Genomic DNA, 20,258 nt, shown 5'->3' with positions numbered 1-20,258 from the left:
TTAAGTTACTATTCTATAGTTGATACTTATTTAATATCTCTTGGTAACGACCTGATTTTTTTAGTATAACTAATGACTTTGATAGCCTTTGAACGATATTGTCTGAGGTGGCTAACCCTGTAGCTATGTTTAGTTTATTAGGGAAGTCTTTGATTGATAAGTAAGGGATAACTTTTCGCTCATCGAAACCGGCATTTTTGATGTCCCTATCTAATGCCATATAATTTGTCAGCACTAGATCTATTCTGTTGTTAAATAGCATGGCCCACATATGCTTGCTCGTGACGCTCAACGATAAATCTTCATGTTCCTTAAAGCCATTGTCCACTAAGAAATTTGCTGAATGATAGCCCCGTATTGTTCCGACGATCAGTGGATTAACATCTTCTAATGATGATAGCTTTATATCACCGCGACTTTTAAGACCAACCAGCACTGCGTAGCTTCGATAAGTTTCACCGACCCATTTAAATTGCTGTTCACGATTTGGTGTTTTTAATAGCGAAAATAAAAAAGTATTTTTTTGTGCCTTTGCAGCTTGGTATCCACGAGCAAAGGGTTGTATCGCTATCTTACCTGGTAATTTTGCCTGCTTGAGTACAGCCTGAACTATCTCGACTAGTGCGCCGTCTGCTTGTCCGTTGTTATTGATAAAGTGATATGGTGGTAGGTCTTCAGCAAGAAATATCAAAGGCTTTTGTAAAGCAAAGCAAGTACCTGCAAATAGGGCACACAATAAGATGAATAATTTTGGCATTAATGTCTTGAAAGTGAACATGAGGTAACTGCGAAAAACTTCTATGGTAGATAATATAGCTTAGTCAATATGACAGGTAAACCAGTATTAGTCGCTGTTGTGTGAACGGGTGAGCATTTTACTGTTGAGAAAGAGTAAAGAACTAAGCCAAAACTAGGCTTAGTTCTTTGCTATTACTCTTTAATGTCTTTAACCACTTGTCGATATTGCAAGTGTAAGCCATTAAAGAATTTTATTAAGGTTTCATCATGGCATGGGCGAAAGTGCTTATGTTCTGGCTTTCTAAAAAAAGCACTAAGCTCATGTTTACTTAAAGTCAGCTCCCCTGCCGCTAGTAAAGCAATGATATCATCGGCTTTTAACGCTAAAGCTATTTTAATTTTATTAAAAATTATATTGTTATTAATTTCTTGGTTTAGTTGCGCTTGTGCGCCTTCTTTTTTACCTCGAAGCTCGATGATTAAGCCATCAAGAAAGCTCGCCAGCGTATTATCTTGTACACGAGAAAACTCACTTTCACCATTTTTACGTAGATAGTTTTCAATTTGCTCTGCTGTTTGTACACATTCTGCATGTTGAAATATGGTCGATATTTTTTCGCTATTTAAAGCAAAAATATAACGAATGTGCTGTAAAGCTTCGTTGTTAGTCATGTATATTCCTGTTGAAAACACTCATTTAATACCTCAGTTTGTTTCACTAGGCATTAATAAATATTTACTATCTATGAGTTAAGTAAAGGCAATGGTAAGGCAAATAGCTAATGTTGCTATCAGTGTTAACGTCACTACTTGCTTACTATGTTGATTTTGTTGCTGCTCTAGCTTTTTCAGCATCAGCAATTGTTGACGTTGAGCTTCCCGATTAGTTTTTAAATAGTCATAAACTAAGTCAGGGATCTCAGGTAATTTTTCATTCCAAAAAGGTAGGTTATCTTTTACTTTTTTGAAAACGGCTTTAACGCCCATTTGTTCTTTTACCCAGTTTTCTAGAAACGGCTTTGCGGTTTGCCATAAATCGAGCTGCGGGTATAACTGACGGCCTAAGCCTTCAATATAAAGTAATGTTTTTTGTAGTAATACTAATTGTGGCTGCACTTCCATATTGAAGCGACGTGCAGTATTAAATAGGTTTACTAACACTTGCCCGAAGGAGATTTCAGATAAGGGTTTGTTAAATATTGGTTCGCAAACGGTGCGAATGGCAAATTCAAATTCATCAACACTGGTATCACTTGGCACCCAGCCTGAATCAACGTGCAATTGTGCAACTTTACGATAATCTCGATTGAAAAAGGCGACAAAATTTTCCGCTAAATAACGTTTATCTTCTCGATTTAATGTCCCGACAATACCGCAGTCGATGGCAATCCAAGTGGGATCGTCAGGGTTAGTCGCATTAACAAAAACATTGCCAGGGTGCATATCGGCATGGAAAAAGCTGTCGCGAAATACTTGGGTAAAAAATACTTCAACCCCGCGCTCAGCGAGCAATTTCATATTAACGTTTTGGGCAACTAGGCTTTCAATTTCGCCAACACCAACACCGTAAATACGTTCCATAACCATGACGTTTCTTGAACAATATTCACTATAAACCTCTGGTACATAAAGAACTTTGTCGCTTTCTCTACCTTGGGTAAAGTTGCGCTTTAGTTGAATAGCATTTGCCGCTTCGCGATTTAAATCCAGTTCTTCTAAAATGGTTTTTTTGTATTCACCGACGACTTCAACTGGGCGTAACCGCTTTCCGTCAGGTAGCCAACGAGCGACAATACCGGCGAATAGCGACATGACTTTAATATCAGCCAAGATGGTTTTTTCAATGTTCGGACGCAGTACTTTTAATACCACTTCATGTTCTTCATCATTATGAAGCATTGTTGCGGTATGAACTTGCGCAATAGAAGCGGATGCTAAAGGGTTTAAGTCAAAGTCTTTAAAGTGTTGGTCAAAAACTTCTTGGCCCATTGCTGCAATAATAATTTGTTCTGCGCTTTCACCAGAAAATGCCGGCACTTTGTCTTGCAGTAACGCTAGCTCAGTCGCAAAATCATCAGGTAATAAGTCACGACGTGTTGACAGCATTTGACCGAATTTAACAAATACTGGCCCCAGTGATTCAATGGCGATACGAAAGCGTTCGGCTTTGTTTTTATCTTGATGTTTATTTCGCAACCAAAATAATGATGATCGGGCAATTTTTACATACCATGGTAGGTATTTTTTCGGCACGAGTTCATCAAGGCCAAACTGCAAAAATGTTTTTACTATTTTGTATAAACGTTTGCTACTCACGGTTTGCCTTATTATTTTGTTGGGTAATTAACTTATTAACTCGTTGGCTAACTTCATCAACTTGCTCAGTAACTTGTTCAACCTGTTGAGCAAAGTTAGATAGTTCACCACTAGCGACAACCATATTTTTCTCATGAACTAGCCATTCTGTGGCGTCAGCTTGAATTTGCTCTGAAGCAAAAGAGAATTTTTTAGCTAAGCTTTTTCCTAACTGCCCTATTTTATAGGTAGGAATATCACCAATGCGTTTTGCTAACTCGCTGCGCCAATCAATATCTAGTGTTTCGGCAATCGCAGCAAAGCGTTGAGCAATTTTAATATCACCGTCGATATCTAACTTATCTTGCTTAATCAACTCAGTCAGTTTCTGCTGATTTTTCAACTCAATCAGTGTTTTAATACTGGTTGTTAATGTGCAGTCACTTTGCACAATACCCGTTGTGAGGTGAATTTTTTCAGCATTAATCGAAAAATTCAACGGAAAACCCAGTTCAGCCAACTTTACTGTTAAGGTTTTTTCATTTAAGGCAATTAATGCGCGAGTACCGTGCAAGTTATAAACTAACGCTTGGTTAATTAATGTTTCGACAACAGCGCTAAGCGCTTGTGCAAACATAAGTTGCTGACTAAGAGGTGATTGCATATTGCTAGAACTTATAGCCTTTATGCAGCGCTACAACGCCGCCAGTTAAGTTTTTATAGCTTGTTTGCTCGAAGCCTGCATCGTTCATCATGCTTTTTAAGGTTTCTTGATCAGGATGCATGCGAATCGATTCCGCTAAATATTGATAGCTGTCGCCGTCTTTTGCTACCAGTTCACCCATTTTCGGTAAGATATTGAATGAATAGAAGTCGTAGGCCTTATTAACTATTTCATGTTCTGGTTTAGAAAACTCTAATACCAATAAACGGCCACCAGGCTTAAGTACACGATACATTGAGCGTAACGCCATATCTTTATCAGTAACGTTTCTTAAGCCAAAGGCAATAGTAATAACGTCAAAAGTATTGTCTTCAAAAGGTAAGTACTGAGCGTTTGCTTGCACGTATTCAATATTTTGCACTAAACCACGGTCACGTAACTTATCGCGACCGACATTAAGCATAGAGCTATTAATATCAGCTAGAATGACTTTGCCTTCACGACCAACTAATTGGGAGAATTTTGCCGTTAAATCGCCAGTACCACCGGCTAAATCTAATACTTTATTACCTGGGCGTACGCCACTGGCATCAATGGTGAAGCGTTTCCATAAACGGTGAACACCAAAAGACATCAAATCATTCATTACATCATATTGCTGCGCTACGGAATGAAATACACCGGCGACTTTTGATTCCTTTTCGTTTTTATCGACGGTTTGAAAACCAAAATGTGTGGTGTTTTCATCGCTATTAGCGTTATTGCTGTGATGGTTTTGATCGTGTGCTGACATCATAAGTTCACTATTAACTAAAATTAGCGATAGTTTACCGTATTTTCTTTGATTAATTAACCATTGAGATCAAGGTGGTAATTATTAAGTGCGGTGATGTTTTAAATTATCGATGTTAGTGGCAAAAATTATGTTTTTCTATGTGGTTAGGGCTTAAACCATTTATCAGCGATGGTTTTTATTTCACCATTAACTTGCAGTTTTGCGTACGCCTTTTTTATCTTATTACGAATTCGTGGCGATGTTTCTCGACTTGCCGCTATGTATAGCCCATTCGCAACTTGTGGAAGTTGGAATACTTCAACAATATCATCTTGCTCTAGGTGTGCTAATTTCAAACGCCAATTTAGAATAAAATCGTTACCTAGAAAGTACTGAGCTCTATGCTTCATGACCAGGGCTATCGCTTGCTCTTTCGAGGAGGTATAGATGAAGTTCTTTTCGGTTAAGTTTGCATAGTTTTTTAAAATCAATTGGTGGTGATCATTGCGAGTGACGGCAATGATTTCATCGGTAATGTCAGCAAGCGAGGATATTTTTTTTTGATTGCTTGGATAACTCCAAATGCTTGTTTTGCTATCACTTAACTTTATTAGCCAGTGGAATGTCTTTTCACGTTCAGGCTTTTTTACCATCGAAAGAATGATAGTGTTAGGTTTCTTTTGTCCTAAGTTATAGGCACGCTCCCAAGCCATTGGCATAATAGAGTAATCAATATGTGCCTGTTTTAACGTTGTGCGCAAAACATCAATACTATAACCTTCAATTAAATGCTTTGGATTATCAGTAATAATTTGAAATGGTGGCATGTGTTCAGCAACGACCATTACACTCTCATTACGTGCAGAGGCATTTTCTGACAATAATAAAAATGATAGTGAAATGAATAAGGTGATTCGACGAAGCATATAATTTTTATGTTATAAAATATTGATAGAATAAATTGTAGCTGATTTTGATTTGAAGAAATTAATATATTTGTAGTCATTTTGTAATTAACAGTGAAATTACGACTCTAGGCTTTGGAATATTTTTCACGATTAGCTAGCCAGCGGTTAATTAAGGCTTCAGCTGATTTGGGGAATTGTTGCCAGATCAAACAAGCACTTTTTTGTACTTCAGGGATCAGGTGGGCATCGCGTTGTAAGTCGGCTATTTTTAAATCAGCTAATCCAGTTTGCTTGGTTCCAAGTAAGTCACCAGGGCCTCTAATTTCTAAATCTTTTTGTGCAATAACAAAACCGTCGTTACTTTCTCGTAAAACTTTTAATCGTTTAGTTGCTGTTTTTGTTAAAGGTGCTTTATACATTAAAACACAATGAGACGCGATTGAACCTCGACCCACTCGGCCGCGTAATTGATGTAACTGAGCAAGGCCAAGCCGTTCTGGATTTTCGATTACCATCAGGCTAGAGTTTGGTACATCAACCCCAACCTCAATAACGGTTGTAGCGACCAGTAAATCTAATTCAGCGCGTTTAAACTCCTCCATTACCGCTTGTTTTTCTTCTGCTTTCATTCGGCCATGTACAAGACCAATTTTCAGTTCAGGTAATTGTGCTTGCAAATAAACAGCGGTATCTTCTGCTGCTTGGCATTGAAGTACTTCTGATTCTTCAATTAATGTACAAACCCAATAAGCTTGGCGATTGTCATTAATACAACCTTGGCGAATGCGTTCTACGACATCATCTCTTCGACTATCCGGTAAAGCGATAGTTTTTATTGGTGTTCGACCTGGCGGTAATTCATCAATGACAGAGGTATCAAGATCAGCATAGGCTGTCATCGTTAATGTGCGCGGAATTGGTGTTGCCGTCATGATTAATTGGTGAGGATAATTCCCTTGCCATGCACCTTTCTCGCGTAGAGAAAGGCGTTGGTGAACCCCGAATTTATGTTGCTCATCAATGATAACTAATGCCAACTTATTAAAGACTACTTGTTCCTGAAACAGGGCATGGGTGCCAATAACCATTTGCATATTACCGCTGGCGATATGTTCTAGTGCCTGTCGACGAGCCTTTGCTTTAGTTTTACCGGCCAACCAGCCGACGGTAATTGATAATGGCTCAAACCATTTTCCAAAGTTTATCGCATGTTGTTCGGCTAGAATTTCAGTCGGTGCCATTAATGCCACCTGAAAGCCCTGGCCTATGGCCGTAATCGCAGCCAGTGCAGCCACTAAGGTTTTACCTGAGCCTACATCACCTTGTACTAGGCGCATCATCGGCATATTTTTTTGCAAATCTTGCTGAATTTCTTTTGTTACTCTTGCTTGAGCGCCAGTGGGGGAAAATGGTAGGGCATCAATAAACTTATCATTGAGCGTTTTATCTGGTTGCAACGCTACCGCAGGATGTTGATCGCTAGAGGCGCGTAGTTTAAGCATACTTAGATTGTGCGCTAATAACTCTTCTTTAATTAGCCTGAGCTGTGCAGGGTGCTTACCTTCTTCTATCAAAGTAACTGGGGTATCAGGTGGCGGGCGATGTATTAATGCTAGTGCATCTGATAAATCATATTGTTCAAGGCCAACTTCCTGCGGTAACAACTCTTCAACATGACCACGTTGTAAGCGTATAAGTGCTTGCTCGGTTAAATTGCGTAATGAAATTTGTCGTAAGCCATCGGTTGTTGAATAAACCGGTGTTAAGGTTTCTTCAACTGCTGTTAGTGTCTGGTCTTGTCCTAACGGCTTATATTCAGGATGAACAATTTCAAAGCCGCGCATACCGCGGTTAATTTCGCCGTAACAACGGATGCTTAAACCAACAGTTAAGCTATTTTTTTGGCTAGCGGAAAAATGAAAAAACCTAAGGTTAATACTGCCAGTACCGTCATTGATGGTGACTAACATCATTCTTCTCTTACCCTGCATTATTTGGTTTTGGGTGACTTCACCAATAATATTGGTGAATATGCCGGGCATAAGGTCACGAATAGAGGTTATTCGAGTACGATCTTCATAACGTAATGGCAGATGAAAGAGTAGATCTTGAAGGCTGTTCAGACCTATTTTTTCTAGTTTAGCCGCCATGCCGGGCCCAACGCCTTTTAATGTGGTAACTGGGATTTGGGCTAAATTGGTCAGAGCTTCCATTTGACGTGGCACGGCGAGGCTTCCTTATGGGTTGGGCTATTCGTCGTCGATATTTTGCCAAGCATCTTGAGTCATTTGCATTTGCTGCCACCATTGCTCAGAGGCAACTATTTGTCCATCTTCATCAATCTCAGGGTAAGGTAAGCCTTTACGTTGACAAGCTTTGGCAAAAATAGGATGACCACCTTCGAACAAGGTACGTTGGCGACGTTCATGGCTGATGGTTGGCTTGTTATATAAACCTGCGGCTTGACGTTGACGTTGTGCTTCGTAAAGTACCACCGAACAGGCTACTGATACGTTTAGAGATTGCACCATACCAACCATAGGAATAATAATGTCTTGGTCGGCTAAAGCTAATGCTTTTTCTGAGGCGCCAAATTTTTCTTGGCCAAGAATGATAGCGGTAGGTTTAGTGTAATCAATTTCTCGAAAATCGACTGCGGTGTCAGATAAATTAGTCACCAATATTTGCATACCTTGTTTTTTTAGCTCAGCAATAGCATCTTCTGTGGCGCTATAATTATGGACATCAATCCAGTTTTGACTACCTGCTGCACTACCACCTGATACGCGCATTTTTTCATTTTTCCATACGGCATGGACATCACTAACACCAATGGCGTCGGCGGTGCGAACGACTGCAGCTAAATTATGGCTTTTATGCACACCCTCCATACATACGGTTAAGTCTGGTTGGCGTTGGTCTAACATGCTATTAATTCGTTGTAGTCTATCCGGGCTCATAATTTTGTTCTAAGGTTGTGTTAAATCATGACAAGCTCTGTTTTTTCAAAGCTTGTCGATATATGCATTTCAATTTTATATTTCTTTGCCAAAAATTAGCTATAGTTTGGCAATTCCATTACGCCATCAATTTCAATCTCCACGTCTTTTGGTAAACGTGCCACTTGCACTGCCGCGCGAGCAGGGTAAGGTTGATTAAAATATTGACTCATAATTTCATTCACGATGGCGAAGTTGGCTAAGTCTTGCAAAAAGATATTTACTTTCACCATGTCATTGATATTGCCACCAGCTGCTTCACAAACTGCTACTAAGTTTTTAAATACCTGCTGTGCTTGTTCTGTAAAGTCGTCAGAAATAACTTCCATTGTGGCAGGCACTAATGGAATTTGTCCTGATAAATAAACGGTATTATTTACTTTTACCGCTTGGCTGTATGTGCCAATGGCACTTGGTGCATTTTCTGTGGTGATAATGGTTTTCATTATTTTTCCTAAAGTTGTTTATTTATTGCGGACAACGCGTTGAACGTCAACCATAACTTTTATTTTTCTAATAATATCAGCGAGGTGGATTCTGTCTTGACAAGTAATTTCCATATCGATTACGTATAAACCAGAGTCCTTTTCACCAGAATTTAATGAGTGGACATTCGAACCTGCACGTGCAATTACATTGGTTAAGGCTGCTAAAGCACCTTTATGATTGATAATTTCGGTACGTAATTTAGCAATGAAATCACGGTCAATATCATTGTCCCATTTTACCGGAAACAAGCTACCTTGTTCATGGCCTTTATGATTACGACAGCCTTGTTGATGGACCATTAAACCTTTACCTGGGCTGAGATAGGCAACAATTGTATCGCCAGGAATAGGGCGACAACATTTACCGTAGCTTACCATCATGCCTTCAGTACCTTTAATTGGCATTTTAGTTTTTGATGTTGCTTGCTGTAGATCTGATTCTTCAGAAAATTCGTCTTTTAAGCGTTTTGCTATACCAATGCTGAGGGCATTACCTAAACCAATGTTAATTAGTAAGTCTTCAATGCTGTCATTGCCTGAGTCACTCACTACCTGTGTTAGTTTATCCTTGGCAATGTCTTCAAGCTTTGTCGGCCCTAAGGCATGGCTGAGCAAACGTCGCCCAAGCGCTAGTGATTCTGTTTGTTCTTGTGAACGTAGGTAAGTGCGAATTTGTAAACGTGCTTTAGAGCTAACAACAAAATTAAGCCATGTCGCGTTAGGTCTAGCTGCTGTTGAAGTTACAACTTCGATAGTTTGACCAGAATCTAATGCTTGACTCAATGGATAAGGTTTACGGTCGACTTTTACCCCAACACATGAATTACCCACATCGGTATGCACAGCATACGCAAAATCAACTGCCGTTGCACCCATAGGTAACTCTATAATGCGTCCGTCTGGGGTAAAAACGTAAATTTCCTCTGGAAATAGATCAGATTTTACATTCTCAATAAATTCGAATGAGCTACCGGCACTTTGCTGCAACTCAAGCAAGCTTTGCATCCAGCGACGGGCTTTCATTTGTGCAGTAGTACCGGTATCTTCGCCGTCTTGTTTATATAGCCAATGCGCCGCTACACCTTTATCTGCCATCTGGTCCATGTCATGGGTTCTAATTTGTATTTCAACAGGAATACCATGTGGACCAATCAAAGAAGTATGTAGCGATTGATAGCCATTAGTTTTTGGGATGGCGATGTAATCTTTAAAGCGTGACTCTATCGGCTTAAATAAATTATGGGCGGCACCTAAAGCACGATAACAATCGTCAATTTTATCATCAACGATAATTCGAAAAGCGTAAATATCCATGACCTCATTGAACATCAGCTCTTTGTTCAGCATTTTGCGATAGATAGAATATAGATGCTTCTCACGGCCAATGACTTGCGCTTTGATACCGCTTTCGGCTAGGCGCCCTGCGACAGCGTCTTGAATATTATTGATGATTTCTTTGCGGTTGCCACGCGCTTGTTTTACTGCTGACTTTAATGCTCGTGAACGCATAGGATAAAGTGCTTCAAAGCCTAAAACCTCTAGCTCATTTTTAACATCATGAATACCAAGGCGGTTGGCAATAGGGGCATAAATATCTAAGGTTTCTCTAGCAATACGTCGGCGTTTATCGGGGCGTAAGGACTCTAAAGTGCGCATGTTGTGCGTGCGATCGGCGAGCTTAATTAAAATAACGCGAATATCTTGTACCATGGCTAAGACCATTTTACGGAAATTCTCCGCTTGCATTTCTTCTTTATTATCAAACTTTAATTTATCGAGTTTACTTACGCCTTCAACAAGCTCAGCAACAGTATGACCAAACAACTCAGCTAATTCATCTTTAGTGGTCGCGGTATCTTCAATAACGTCATGTAATAATGCCGCCATTAAAGTTTCGTGATCTAAATTCATTTTAGCTAGGTTAAGCGCAACTGCTACAGGGTGGGTGATATAAGGTTCGCCACTCGAGCGCATTTGGCCATCATGTGCTTCACGAGCAACAATGTAAGCTTGCTTTAAAAGATCAATCTGCACTTTAGACAGATAGCTCGATACATATTCTTTCAATGGTTCAAAAAGGTACATCCAGTCATTCCTTAATGATGATGGTGATTCTGTCTAGTAGATAAAGTTAGAATACGATTATTTTGCCGTGATGCCAATGTTTTAGCATGCTAGCACAGCTTTTTATTGTGAATATGCTAAAAAGTGTGCAGATAATAAAAAACGCGTAAATTATTAAAGAATAATTTACGCGTTTTTGTATTGCGACTAACGTTAAATGTTAGTAAAAACTATTGGTTGCCACCAACAATTGCTGCAACAGCTGCTAGTTCTGCAGAATCTTGCTGTATTTGCTCATGACGCTCTGAACTGTCCATTACTTCAGTAGTAATAAGGCCAGCTTCAATTTCACGTAAAGCTAATACTGTTGGCTTGTCATTTTCAACTTCAACCAATGGATCTTTTCCGCCCGTAGCAATTTGACGAGCACGACGAGATGCAATTAACACCAAGTCAAAACGGTTACCGACTTTTTCTACGGCACCTTCAACAGTTACGCGAGCCATTTGGTCACTCCAACAATTAAATTTAAATACAAAATAGTGGCGTAGTTTACTCGATCCTTACTTAGGTAAGCAAGCACTCTACACTAATAATTCTTCAAACAAGCTTTGATGCTGCTGGGCTTGTTGGCTGCGCTTAAGACGCTGGTTATTAACAATGGTGGTTAAATCGATTTGTGCTTGCTCGAAATCATCATTAATAATGATATAATCAAACTCTTGATAGTGAGAGCATTCAGCTTGTGCCTGTGCCATGCGGCTTTGAATGACTTCTTCACTGTCTTGGCCACGGCCACGTAATCTATTTTCTAATTCTTGCTTTGATGGCGGACTAATGAAGATAGTTGTCACGTCAGGTTTCTTCATTCTAACCTGCTGTGCACCTTGCCAATCAATATCCAAAAATACATCAATCCCCTGTGCAAGCTGCTGATCAATTGAAATTTCACTGGTGCCGTAGTAATTGCCAAAAACTTCAGCATGCTCATAAAAGGTTTTTTCAGTAATCGCCTGTTGAAATTGTGCTTTACTGACAAAATGATAATGTTGACCATTGGTTTCGCCTGGACGAGGATCTCGAGTAGTATGTGAAACTGAAACTTGCATTGGCCTAGCTGAAGCTTGTTTAAGCAAAGCAGAGATTAAGCTCGATTTACCTGCACCACTTGGTGCCGATAAAATGAATAGATTACCTTTGGTGGTCAAAATTTATCCTCAGTCATGGTGTTAACTACAGCTGATGGCGCTGAAAAATAATTGCGCGCACTATACCCAAATTTATCCGTAAATTCGCTATCTATTGCTTATTTTATTCATATTTAGGAAATATCGAGTACAATTTGTTGCTTTTCTATATTAAGGTCTAGGTAACTGACCCCATTGCGATCACTGTTTTTAACTAAATAAAGTCTTTCATCAGCTTGTTTCATCACTTTTTCAACTGAGTTGTTATCACTCGGAATGACTCGTACCGCACCAATGCTGACAGAAACTAGGCAATTCGGGCTAATGGCGAGGTGTGGAATAGCCAAATTTTCAATACTTTTCAAACATGCGGTTAAAGTTACTTCGTCTGAAAACTGTTGATTACCAGGGAAATAAAAATAAAACTCTTCGCCACCACAGCGAAAAACGGCACCGCCGAATTCAAATAGGGTCCTTCGTATGGTATTGGCTATCTTGCGTAAAGCAACATCACCTTGTTGGTGGCCATAATAATCATTGTATTTCTTGAAATGGTCAACATCAACAATACCATAAACCATAGCGGTTTGAGCACTTTTAGCTGAAAGCCAGTAGTCAACACTATCTTGTTGCCATTTACGTCGATTTGGCAATTCAGTCAAACTATCAAATAAAGCAAACTTTTGTAATAGGTTACGTTGGCGAACAATTTCTAAGTGAGTATTCACCCGAGCCCGAACAATACCGTAATTAAATGGTTTTTGAATATAGTCGCACGCCCCCATCATTAAGCCTTTTTCTTCATCTTCTGCATCTTGTAAGCCCGTGATAAAGATAACTGGAATGTTGGTAAGCTGAGGATGCTGCTTAAGCTTTGCCATCAGCTCAAAACCATTTTCTTCTGGCATAAGGATATCAAGCAAAATTATGTCTGGGTTTTCATTTAAGGCTCGTTGGAAGCCTTGTTTTGCACTTTTACAGGCAATAACGTTGTAGTGATCTTTAAAGATAGATGCTAATACTTTTAAATTCACGCTTTCATCGTCAATACACAAAATAGTGTAATTTTGCTCACCGACTCTACGGTGCTCTTCCTTGGTGAATGAATGCATTTATACTACCCCCATAGCCACGATGTTAACGACTAATTCGCGTTGACTATCTCTTGTTCTAACATTGATAATGCCGTCAAAGCGTCATCAAAGTCAAAGTCATTCACTAATTTTTGGATATTAACTATTTGTTGATGATAAGGTGTTTCATGCCCTACGGTCATTAAATCTTTAACGATATCTTCTGCTTGGATATTAGCTGAAATTAAGCAAGGCTTTAATTTTTCTATTATTTTTTCTGCTTTGATATGATTAAAGTGCTGATCAATTTTGGCATTATCAGCATGTCGGTAAAGGCGATTTAACTGCGCCAAAATAAAGTCTAAATGGGTGATAACTTCATTGAGTTTTAATTGTACATGGTGTCCTGCGTGGTGTAATTCATTCTCTAAGGCTGCTGCCGATGCAGCGAGTTCGTAGGCACCGATGTATTGTGCGGTTGATTTTAATGAGTGAGCCGAACGATAAAGATTTTCATTTTCCCCCGCCTGATAAAAATCATTCATTTCTTTTGAAAGTGATTGATATTTTGCCCAAAAATCAAAAATTAATTCCGCATAGAGTGTTTCTTTACCTTGAATTTTTTTAATTGCTTCATCAACAGATAAAATAGTTTGCTGACGTAATTTTGCCAGTATAGCTTTGGTTTCATTTTTTTGACTTGAAGGTTCAATTTCATTAACCGTGTTGTTATTCGGCTTAACTAAGTATTGATTTAAAGTTCGATATAATAGTTCTGGTTCAATGGGCTTAGTTAAGTGGTGATCCATACCCGCAATGATGCTTTTTTCAATGTCTCCTTCCATGGCATGTGCCGTCATAGCGATAATAGGTAAGTCGTGTAATTTTAACGTTTGGCGGATCTCTTTTGCTGCAGTCAGGCCATCCATTTCTGGCATTTGTATATCCATTAATACTAAATCAAAGTTTTGAGTGGCAATTTTTTCCAGCGCAATAAGGCCGTTTTCGGCACACTCAACCGTGATATGAGTATCAGAGAGAAATTCTTTTGCTACTTGCTGATTAATCATGTTGTCTTCAACCAATAGTACTTTATAAGCGCTTAAATTTGGTGTTTCTACATGTGGTTGTGTATTTTTAACGGTAATGGCTACGTGTTCCTTACTCAATAATTCGATTATGGCATCAACTAAGACAGATTGATTGATCGGTTTTTCAAGGAATTCATCGATGCCAGAAAATTTTGCTAATTCCCTTGCTTCATCTTTGTCGTAAGCAGAGACCATTAAAATATGTGGGTGTTTGCCTCTAGCTTGTGCTTGAATTAGTTTTGCCGCCTCAATGCCGTCCATCTCTGGCATTTTCCAATCCATCAGGATCAAATCATAAGGAGCACCTTTTTTTTCAGCTGATAATACCGCATTTAATGCTTGCTCACCATTTTCAACACCATCAGCAGCTATTTCAATATGAGCTAATGCTTCAATTAACACTTTTCTGGCAATGGCAATATCGTCAGCCACTAACACTTTTAAATTAGTTAACATTTGGCGATCAACGGTTTGAACAATTTCAACTTCTTGTTCGGTGTGTTCAAAAATAGCAGTGAAGCTAAAAGTTGAGCCGATATTCAGTTCACTAATAACCGAGATTTCTCCGCCCATAAGCTCAGTTAATTGCTTACTGATAGCAAGGCCAAGGCCAGTACCGCCATATTTACGAGTAACAGAAGCATCAGCCTGGGTAAATGATTGAAACAAAACATATTGTTGCTCTTGACTCATGCCTATTCCAGTATCGTGCACGGAGAATTTTAGTGTACTGGTTCGGCTATTCGTTGCTTGCATAGTCACACTGATGTGAATAGCGCCAGACTGAGTGAATTTAACCGCATTGTTAGCTAAGTTTATGATCACTTGTTGCAGTCGTAATGGATCGCCCAAGAGATACTTGGGTACATCAGGGGCGACATCGATAACAAATTCTAGCCCTTTCTCATGCACTTTAAAGGTACAAACATTGACCACGCGCTGCAGAATTTCTTGTAATGAAAAACGAATACTTTCTAAGGTTAATTTTTGTGCTTCGATTTTGGAAAAATCTAAAATATCGTTAATCAGGCCAAGTAATGATTTAGAGGAATCTTGTATTTTTTCCAAGTAATCCTGCTGATTTGCTGATAAGTTAGTACGTAAGGCTAACTGACTTAAGCCAATTACAGCATTCATTGGTGTTCGTATTTCATGGCTCATATTGGCCAAGAAATTTGATTTTGCTTGGCTTGCCTGTTCAGCTTTTATTTTTTCCGCTGCGAGTTCTTTGGTACGCTCATGAATCTGACTTTCTAAGTTGCGGCTATAACTTAATACTTGCTGGTATAATTTCGCATTATCGAAAGAGATAGCGGTTTGGTCTGCTAATAATTGTAAGACATTAATGCGATTATCACTAAAGGCTCCCTCAATATCGTAATGCTCGAGATAAATAATACCCTGTAAATTACCTTTGACGATACTGGGGATACAGATAATAGATTTAGGGCGATGATCGTCAAAATATGGGTCCGATAAAAATTGTTCTTGTTCACTAATCTTACCAATTACCTGCGCTTTTAAAGTTCTAGAAACAAGATTGATGATGGCATAAGGTAATTGTTGACTTTGGTTGACGACACCATTACTTGAAAGCGCTATTTCGACATTTAAAATACCGTTATTTTGTAGTAATAATGCACCACTTTGCGCGCCAGCATTTTCAATAATAATCACCATCATACGATGTAAAAAAGCTGTTAGGTCGGCTTCGCCACTTAAGGTCTCAGAGGCTTTTAATACTGATGCGAGATCAAGTACTTGGGAATTTTTTTCATGTTGGTAGCTAGGTAAATTGTCGCTGTTACTATGCTTGCTTTTTAGTAATGTCGCGTGTAATTTATTTAATTGTGCAGCTTTGTGGGTTGCTCCCCAAATTTGATAACAACTATAAGCGTTTTGAAAGTACTCTGCTGCCATTGATTTTTTATTAGCTGTTAGCCAATAGTTACCTGCTAGCTCATTGGCTATTGCGAGTATGTTATTAATCCTATACTTTTTGGCTGATGTAATGGCTTGATCATAACTTTTCCATGCCGCGTTTTCTTTTAATAATGATTGTAACTCTGCTTTTACTAAATAAACTTTGTGGGCATAATTTTCCGGGGCACTTGCTGCCCATTGTTCAAGTAATGTTAAGCTACTTCGTAAACTTTCGACCTGTTCTTGAAAAGCGTCATCGTTTAGATCTAAAGCTTGATTTCGTAGGTATTGAGCACTAATCAAGCTAGCGTAAAATTGAAATTCGCCAAAGTGATACAAAGAAACCACTGAACTTTGGTATTGCTGAGCTAGTTGCATTTGCTCATAGGCCTGAGCATTATCATTGAATAAAAATGCTTGAATCATGCGAGCAAGATGATAGGTAAATAATGTCGTTAGATTTTGGGTATCGTTGAGAATCTTAAGTTGTGCTGCTTCATCGAAGTGCTTGCCTTGCAAATCATCAATATTGCTATCTTCTTGCTGTAGTTTAGTGATTAGTTGTTGCCAAACTTGCATCATAACAAGTTGAAAATTTTGTTTTTTATTTTTCATTACTGTCATGTGGCGTGCGAAATTAGTTTGGCATTGTGTTAAATCTTCGCCACTGAATAAACTATACATACTTTGAAATAATGCTGAATGAAAAGCATATTCGATACTGCCACATTCGATACCATGATAGAAATTCGTTTCTAATGGCTTCAACGTTTCTTTTAGTGATGATGTCCAATGAACAATGGAAGCATTACGAGTAAATTCAATTTCAACATGTATCGACTCCGAAGGATATTGCTGGTTGACCTTTCTAGCTAATGCAGCAAATGCTAAGCCTTCTTTAAAGCGACTAAATGCGCCACATAGTAGTAAGCCATGGGTAACAAATACTTTTGCGCTTAAAGGAGAAAGGCCTGCTGTTAAGCAGAGCTCGAGTGAAGTATAAGCAATTCGCATGTATTCCATTGGGCTTAGTAAATAGGCCGGTGTTTGAATTGCATTGAGTGTATCTAACGCCAATAACTGACTTTCATTGGTCATAGGCGACAAATTGATTAACTCAGCAATATTGTCTATTTGATAATATTGCTCTATGGCTAAGTAATTAAAGACTTCAGGGGCTTCTGGTAAGGAAATACCAATAGTTTGAATAATTGAAATACCCAGATCAAATGCTTGTTGCATTTTATTTTGTGCGATTAAAGACAACACCTGAATTTTTGCGAATTGTGCTTGATCAATGACCTGTGTTAATAGCGCATTACTACGCTGAAAGTGTAAATTTCCTTGATTATAGTCTTGAGTAAAATACAGTACTTTAGCTTTGCCTAAAGCAAGTTCAAAACACAGTTGGTATTCTGATTGCCAATGTTGGTTGATCAAATAATTTTCAGCTTGTTCAAAGTAATATAGCGCACTGTTATAGTCATTTGCCTCCAAAGCTTTTTGGCCTGCGATTTTATTAAAGTAGGCGAGCAATGTTTGCTTGTCTTGCTCCAGGTATAGTGATGCCGCTAAGTTCAAATGCTCAATAAAGTCAAATATTCTATCTTCGTTAGCTTGCTGTTTGGAATTATTTTCACTGCTGGATAGTAAGTAATACTGTGCAACTTTGTAATGAATCAGTGACTTTGGAACCGGATTTGTTAGCAGATATGCCGCTTGCTGAATTTTGTCATGCGAAAATTTAATTTGTTCTAAAGCCTCTACTTCTTGATTGTGTGAATAGGCTATTAATAGACCATCAGTAATTAATGGTCGTAATTCCCGCTCAATGTCCTTAAGAGTAATGTCGAGTACGTGAGATAATAAATTCACGGGAATTAGGCTGCCGATGCAAGCCGCGTGGTGTAAGATACTTTGCCCTACTTTTGATACATGGGTTAAACGCAATGCCATCAGTTCAATGACATTATCTGTTGCAGCGATTGTATGAGATAACTGTCTATCCCATTGCCATTGGTTCTGGTTATTTTTTGCTAATATACCTTGCTCAGTCAGGGACTTTATAAATTCTTTAATAAAGAAAGGATTACCTGCTGTTTTGGCAATAATAATATCAACTAAAGATTGAATTTCATTGAGCTCTAAAGCTAACGAGCTAGCAATAAACTGACTGATTGCCTTAGTATCTAAAGGCAATAAATTAATGTGGCTGTGAAATGCAGGGGCAAACTCGATATCTAATAATAATTGATTTAGTGGATGTACGGTACTGATCTCATTGTCGCGATAAGCCAAAATAAGTAGCAAGTTATGGTTATTATCATTTTTGATAATATGTTCTAGCAATTGCACTGTAGCAATATCGGCCCATTGCATATCATCAATAAAAATTGAAGTTACTTTATTTTGTTGTCCTAATGCTGCAATAAATTGGCTAACGGTATTATGAAAGCGACTTCGTGCTTCTTCAGGAGGCAACTCTACCAAAGCAGGCTGCAATCCTATAATCAAGGAAAACTCAGGTACTAACTCTATCAATAATTGCCCGTTGTTTTGTAGTGCGTTTTGAAAAACACAGCGCCATCTATCGAGGCTTTCAGCACTTTCACCAAGCAGCTGCTCAACAAGTTCAGTGAAAGCTTGAGCTAAAGAAAAGTAAGCGCTAGGTTTTTTATATTGTTCGTATTTACCGGATACACAATAACCTTGTTTCTCGATAATTGGTCGTTGAATTTCCTTAACTAATCGTGATTTTCCGATGCCCGAGTAACCACTTATAATGCTGACTTGGGTATTTTTTTTTGCAACCACTTGGCTATAAGCATCGAGTAGTGTTTTTTGTTCTTTTTCTCGACCATATAAGGCCGACGAGAATACGAGCTTATTGCTAAAATCTCTTTCTCCTAATGGGAATAAACTTATACTTTCTTGTTCCTCATATTCTTGAGCGCAACGATTAAAATCTTCTTTGAGACCTAAGGCTGTTTGATAACGCTGGTTCGGATCTTTTGCTAATAATCGTGCTAATATTTTTGCTATTTGCTGTGGTAGCTCAGCATTGTACTCAGTTGCTAGCTTTGGCTTTTTAGCAATATGAGCATGAACGAGTTCAATATCATCTTGATATAAAAATGGAAATTGACCGCTAAATAGTTGGTATAAACTTGCACCGATAGAATAGAAATCAGAATAAACTTCAACTGCATGATTCATTCGGCCGCTAGCCTCTGGCGAAAGCGTAGATAGATACTGTCGATCAACACCAATATTTGATGCTCGTTTATATAGTGCTGATATTTTAGTGGCAAAACTTAAGTCATAAATTACTGCTTGAAAATTTTCATCAATGTAAATATTGTCAGGAGAAATATTATTGACGATAAAGCCGAGCTGGTGCAATTCAGCATACAATTGACAGATACTGAGTGATATTTGTAGTTTGTTGGTTAAAGAAAGTGCTTGTTGAGCAAGTTCCGCAAGAGACTTTGTTTTCGTAGAATATGGAAATAATGCATAACTAAATTGTTGCTCATCAAATAACTCTTCTGCAGCAATGACTTGTTTTAAAGCTAAGTTACCCTGTAGTTCCAAAAATTTTTTAAATCGACTAGTTGATTGACTATTATTGCTTTTTTTCTTTATTCGCTTCATGAGGAAGTGATGGTTTTGCGTATTTTTGACAACAAATAACTGTGTAGAGCTTGATATTTCTTGTTGCCCCTTAACTAACGTATATCCGTGAAAATTTACCATTTATATAACATCAACCCCGCTGAATCTAAACCCGATAAAGTAGCTCGAATTTCGAAAAAACTAATCAAAAGTAATGAGCTTAGTACTTAATTATTAACTAAATATTAAGCTTATATTTGCTTGGTTAGCTTAGCACCACTGACAATAATGTACAGATGAAATAGTAAGGATATTCATAAACAAGGACTTCAATGATAGCATTTTTAGCTAAAGCGCAGCCGAATTGCTACAATAGTTGCTATTGCTACATTTTGTTTAGATAATGTCTGCATAATTTAGTTTTTTCGCTCTCAAATA

Annotated in this window: 14 protein-coding genes; all 14 read right to left on the bottom strand. The window is 38.4% G+C overall.

The window, feature by feature from the left end; genetic code table 11:
* Positions 1 to 13: 13 nt before the first annotated feature.
* The 14 genes from B7C41_RS16755 to B7C41_RS16690 all read right to left on the bottom strand — a co-directional run bounded on the left by B7C41_RS16755 (position 14) and on the right by B7C41_RS16690 (position 19,961).
* Positions 14 to 757: a substrate-binding periplasmic protein gene (locus B7C41_RS16755; RefSeq protein WP_158089154.1), complete on the bottom strand. Its 744-nt coding sequence runs from the start codon at positions 755 to 757 to the stop codon at positions 14 to 16.
* 173 nt (positions 758 to 930) lie between these two features.
* The gene (locus B7C41_RS16750) at positions 931 to 1,410 is read right to left on the bottom strand and encodes a YehS family protein (RefSeq protein WP_085300103.1); all 480 of its coding nucleotides are present in this window, start codon (positions 1,408 to 1,410) and stop codon (positions 931 to 933) included.
* A 78-nt stretch (positions 1,411 to 1,488) separates the two neighbouring features.
* Positions 1,489 to 3,054 (bottom strand): ubiquinone biosynthesis regulatory protein kinase UbiB, encoded by a 1,566-nt coding sequence (gene ubiB, locus B7C41_RS16745; RefSeq protein ID WP_085300102.1) that lies wholly within the window; start codon positions 3,052 to 3,054, stop codon positions 1,489 to 1,491.
* Complete coding sequence (locus B7C41_RS16740) at positions 3,047 to 3,697, bottom strand: ubiquinone biosynthesis accessory factor UbiJ (RefSeq protein ID WP_085300101.1); 651 nt, start codon at positions 3,695 to 3,697, stop codon at positions 3,047 to 3,049. The genes ubiB and B7C41_RS16740 overlap by 8 nt, the downstream gene beginning before the upstream one ends.
* A gap of 4 nt (positions 3,698 to 3,701) precedes the next feature.
* A complete protein-coding gene (ubiE, locus tag B7C41_RS16735) occupies positions 3,702 to 4,490 on the bottom strand; it encodes a bifunctional demethylmenaquinone methyltransferase/2-methoxy-6-polyprenyl-1,4-benzoquinol methylase UbiE (RefSeq protein WP_085300297.1) in 789 nt (262 codons plus the stop codon).
* A gap of 146 nt (positions 4,491 to 4,636) precedes the next feature.
* Entirely contained in the window at positions 4,637 to 5,398 is a 762-nt protein-coding gene (locus B7C41_RS16730) for a substrate-binding periplasmic protein (RefSeq protein ID WP_085300100.1), read from the bottom strand.
* A gap of 107 nt (positions 5,399 to 5,505) precedes the next feature.
* Positions 5,506 to 7,593, bottom strand: coding sequence for an ATP-dependent DNA helicase RecG (gene recG / locus B7C41_RS16725; RefSeq protein WP_085300296.1), 2,088 nt, complete (start codon positions 7,591 to 7,593; stop codon positions 5,506 to 5,508).
* 36 nt (positions 7,594 to 7,629) lie between these two features.
* Entirely contained in the window at positions 7,630 to 8,340 is a 711-nt protein-coding gene (trmH, locus tag B7C41_RS16720; protein ID WP_085300099.1) for a tRNA (guanosine(18)-2'-O)-methyltransferase TrmH, read from the bottom strand.
* A 95-nt stretch (positions 8,341 to 8,435) separates the two neighbouring features.
* A complete protein-coding gene (locus B7C41_RS16715) occupies positions 8,436 to 8,825 on the bottom strand; it encodes a RidA family protein (RefSeq protein ID WP_085300098.1) in 390 nt (129 codons plus the stop codon).
* Between the two features lie 18 nt (positions 8,826 to 8,843).
* Positions 8,844 to 10,952 (bottom strand): bifunctional GTP diphosphokinase/guanosine-3',5'-bis pyrophosphate 3'-pyrophosphohydrolase, encoded by a 2,109-nt coding sequence (spoT, locus tag B7C41_RS16710; RefSeq protein WP_085300097.1) that lies wholly within the window; start codon positions 10,950 to 10,952, stop codon positions 8,844 to 8,846.
* A 209-nt stretch (positions 10,953 to 11,161) separates the two neighbouring features.
* Complete coding sequence (rpoZ, locus tag B7C41_RS16705) at positions 11,162 to 11,437, bottom strand: DNA-directed RNA polymerase subunit omega (RefSeq protein ID WP_085300096.1); 276 nt, start codon at positions 11,435 to 11,437, stop codon at positions 11,162 to 11,164.
* Between the two features lie 78 nt (positions 11,438 to 11,515).
* Positions 11,516 to 12,139 (bottom strand): guanylate kinase, encoded by a 624-nt coding sequence (gmk, locus tag B7C41_RS16700; protein ID WP_085300095.1) that lies wholly within the window; start codon positions 12,137 to 12,139, stop codon positions 11,516 to 11,518.
* Positions 12,140 to 12,252: 113 nt separating this feature from the next.
* The gene (locus tag B7C41_RS16695) at positions 12,253 to 13,230 is read right to left on the bottom strand and encodes a GGDEF domain-containing response regulator (RefSeq protein ID WP_085300094.1); all 978 of its coding nucleotides are present in this window, start codon (positions 13,228 to 13,230) and stop codon (positions 12,253 to 12,255) included.
* Positions 13,231 to 13,262: 32 nt separating this feature from the next.
* Positions 13,263 to 19,961: an ATP-binding hybrid sensor histidine kinase/response regulator gene (locus B7C41_RS16690; protein WP_085300093.1), complete on the bottom strand. Its 6,699-nt coding sequence runs from the start codon at positions 19,959 to 19,961 to the stop codon at positions 13,263 to 13,265.
* Between the last annotated feature and the right edge of the window lie 297 nt (positions 19,962 to 20,258).

The sequence above is a fragment of the Cognaticolwellia mytili genome, from assembly GCF_002104475.1.
Lineage (GTDB): Bacteria > Pseudomonadota > Gammaproteobacteria > Enterobacterales > Alteromonadaceae > Cognaticolwellia > Cognaticolwellia mytili.
This window is presented reverse-complemented; position numbering and strand designations above follow the sequence as displayed.

What these genes read in the sequence shown, in the direction of transcription:
- B7C41_RS16755 (WP_158089154.1), bottom strand. Translation starts at nt 757, where the DNA reads ATGCCAAAATTATTCATCTTATTGTGTGCCCTATTTGCAGGTACTTGC.
- B7C41_RS16750 (WP_085300103.1), bottom strand. Translation starts at nt 1,410, where the DNA reads ATGACTAACAACGAAGCTTTACAGCACATTCGTTATATTTTTGCTTTA.
- B7C41_RS16740 (WP_085300101.1), bottom strand. Translation starts at nt 3,697, where the DNA reads ATGCAATCACCTCTTAGTCAGCAACTTATGTTTGCACAAGCGCTTAGC.
- ubiE (WP_085300297.1), bottom strand. Translation starts at nt 4,490, where the DNA reads ATGTCAGCACACGATCAAAACCATCACAGCAATAACGCTAATAGCGAT.
- B7C41_RS16730 (WP_085300100.1), bottom strand. Translation starts at nt 5,398, where the DNA reads ATGCTTCGTCGAATCACCTTATTCATTTCACTATCATTTTTATTATTG.
- recG (WP_085300296.1), bottom strand. Translation starts at nt 7,593, where the DNA reads ATGGAAGCTCTGACCAATTTAGCCCAAATCCCAGTTACCACATTAAAA.
- trmH (WP_085300099.1), bottom strand. Translation starts at nt 8,340, where the DNA reads ATGAGCCCGGATAGACTACAACGAATTAATAGCATGTTAGACCAACGC.
- B7C41_RS16715 (WP_085300098.1), bottom strand. Translation starts at nt 8,825, where the DNA reads ATGAAAACCATTATCACCACAGAAAATGCACCAAGTGCCATTGGCACA.
- spoT (WP_085300097.1), bottom strand. Translation starts at nt 10,952, where the DNA reads ATGTACCTTTTTGAACCATTGAAAGAATATGTATCGAGCTATCTGTCT.
- rpoZ (WP_085300096.1), bottom strand. Translation starts at nt 11,437, where the DNA reads ATGGCTCGCGTAACTGTTGAAGGTGCCGTAGAAAAAGTCGGTAACCGT.
- B7C41_RS16695 (WP_085300094.1), bottom strand. Translation starts at nt 13,230, where the DNA reads ATGCATTCATTCACCAAGGAAGAGCACCGTAGAGTCGGTGAGCAAAAT.
- B7C41_RS16690 (WP_085300093.1), bottom strand. Translation starts at nt 19,961, where the DNA reads ATGGTAAATTTTCACGGATATACGTTAGTTAAGGGGCAACAAGAAATA.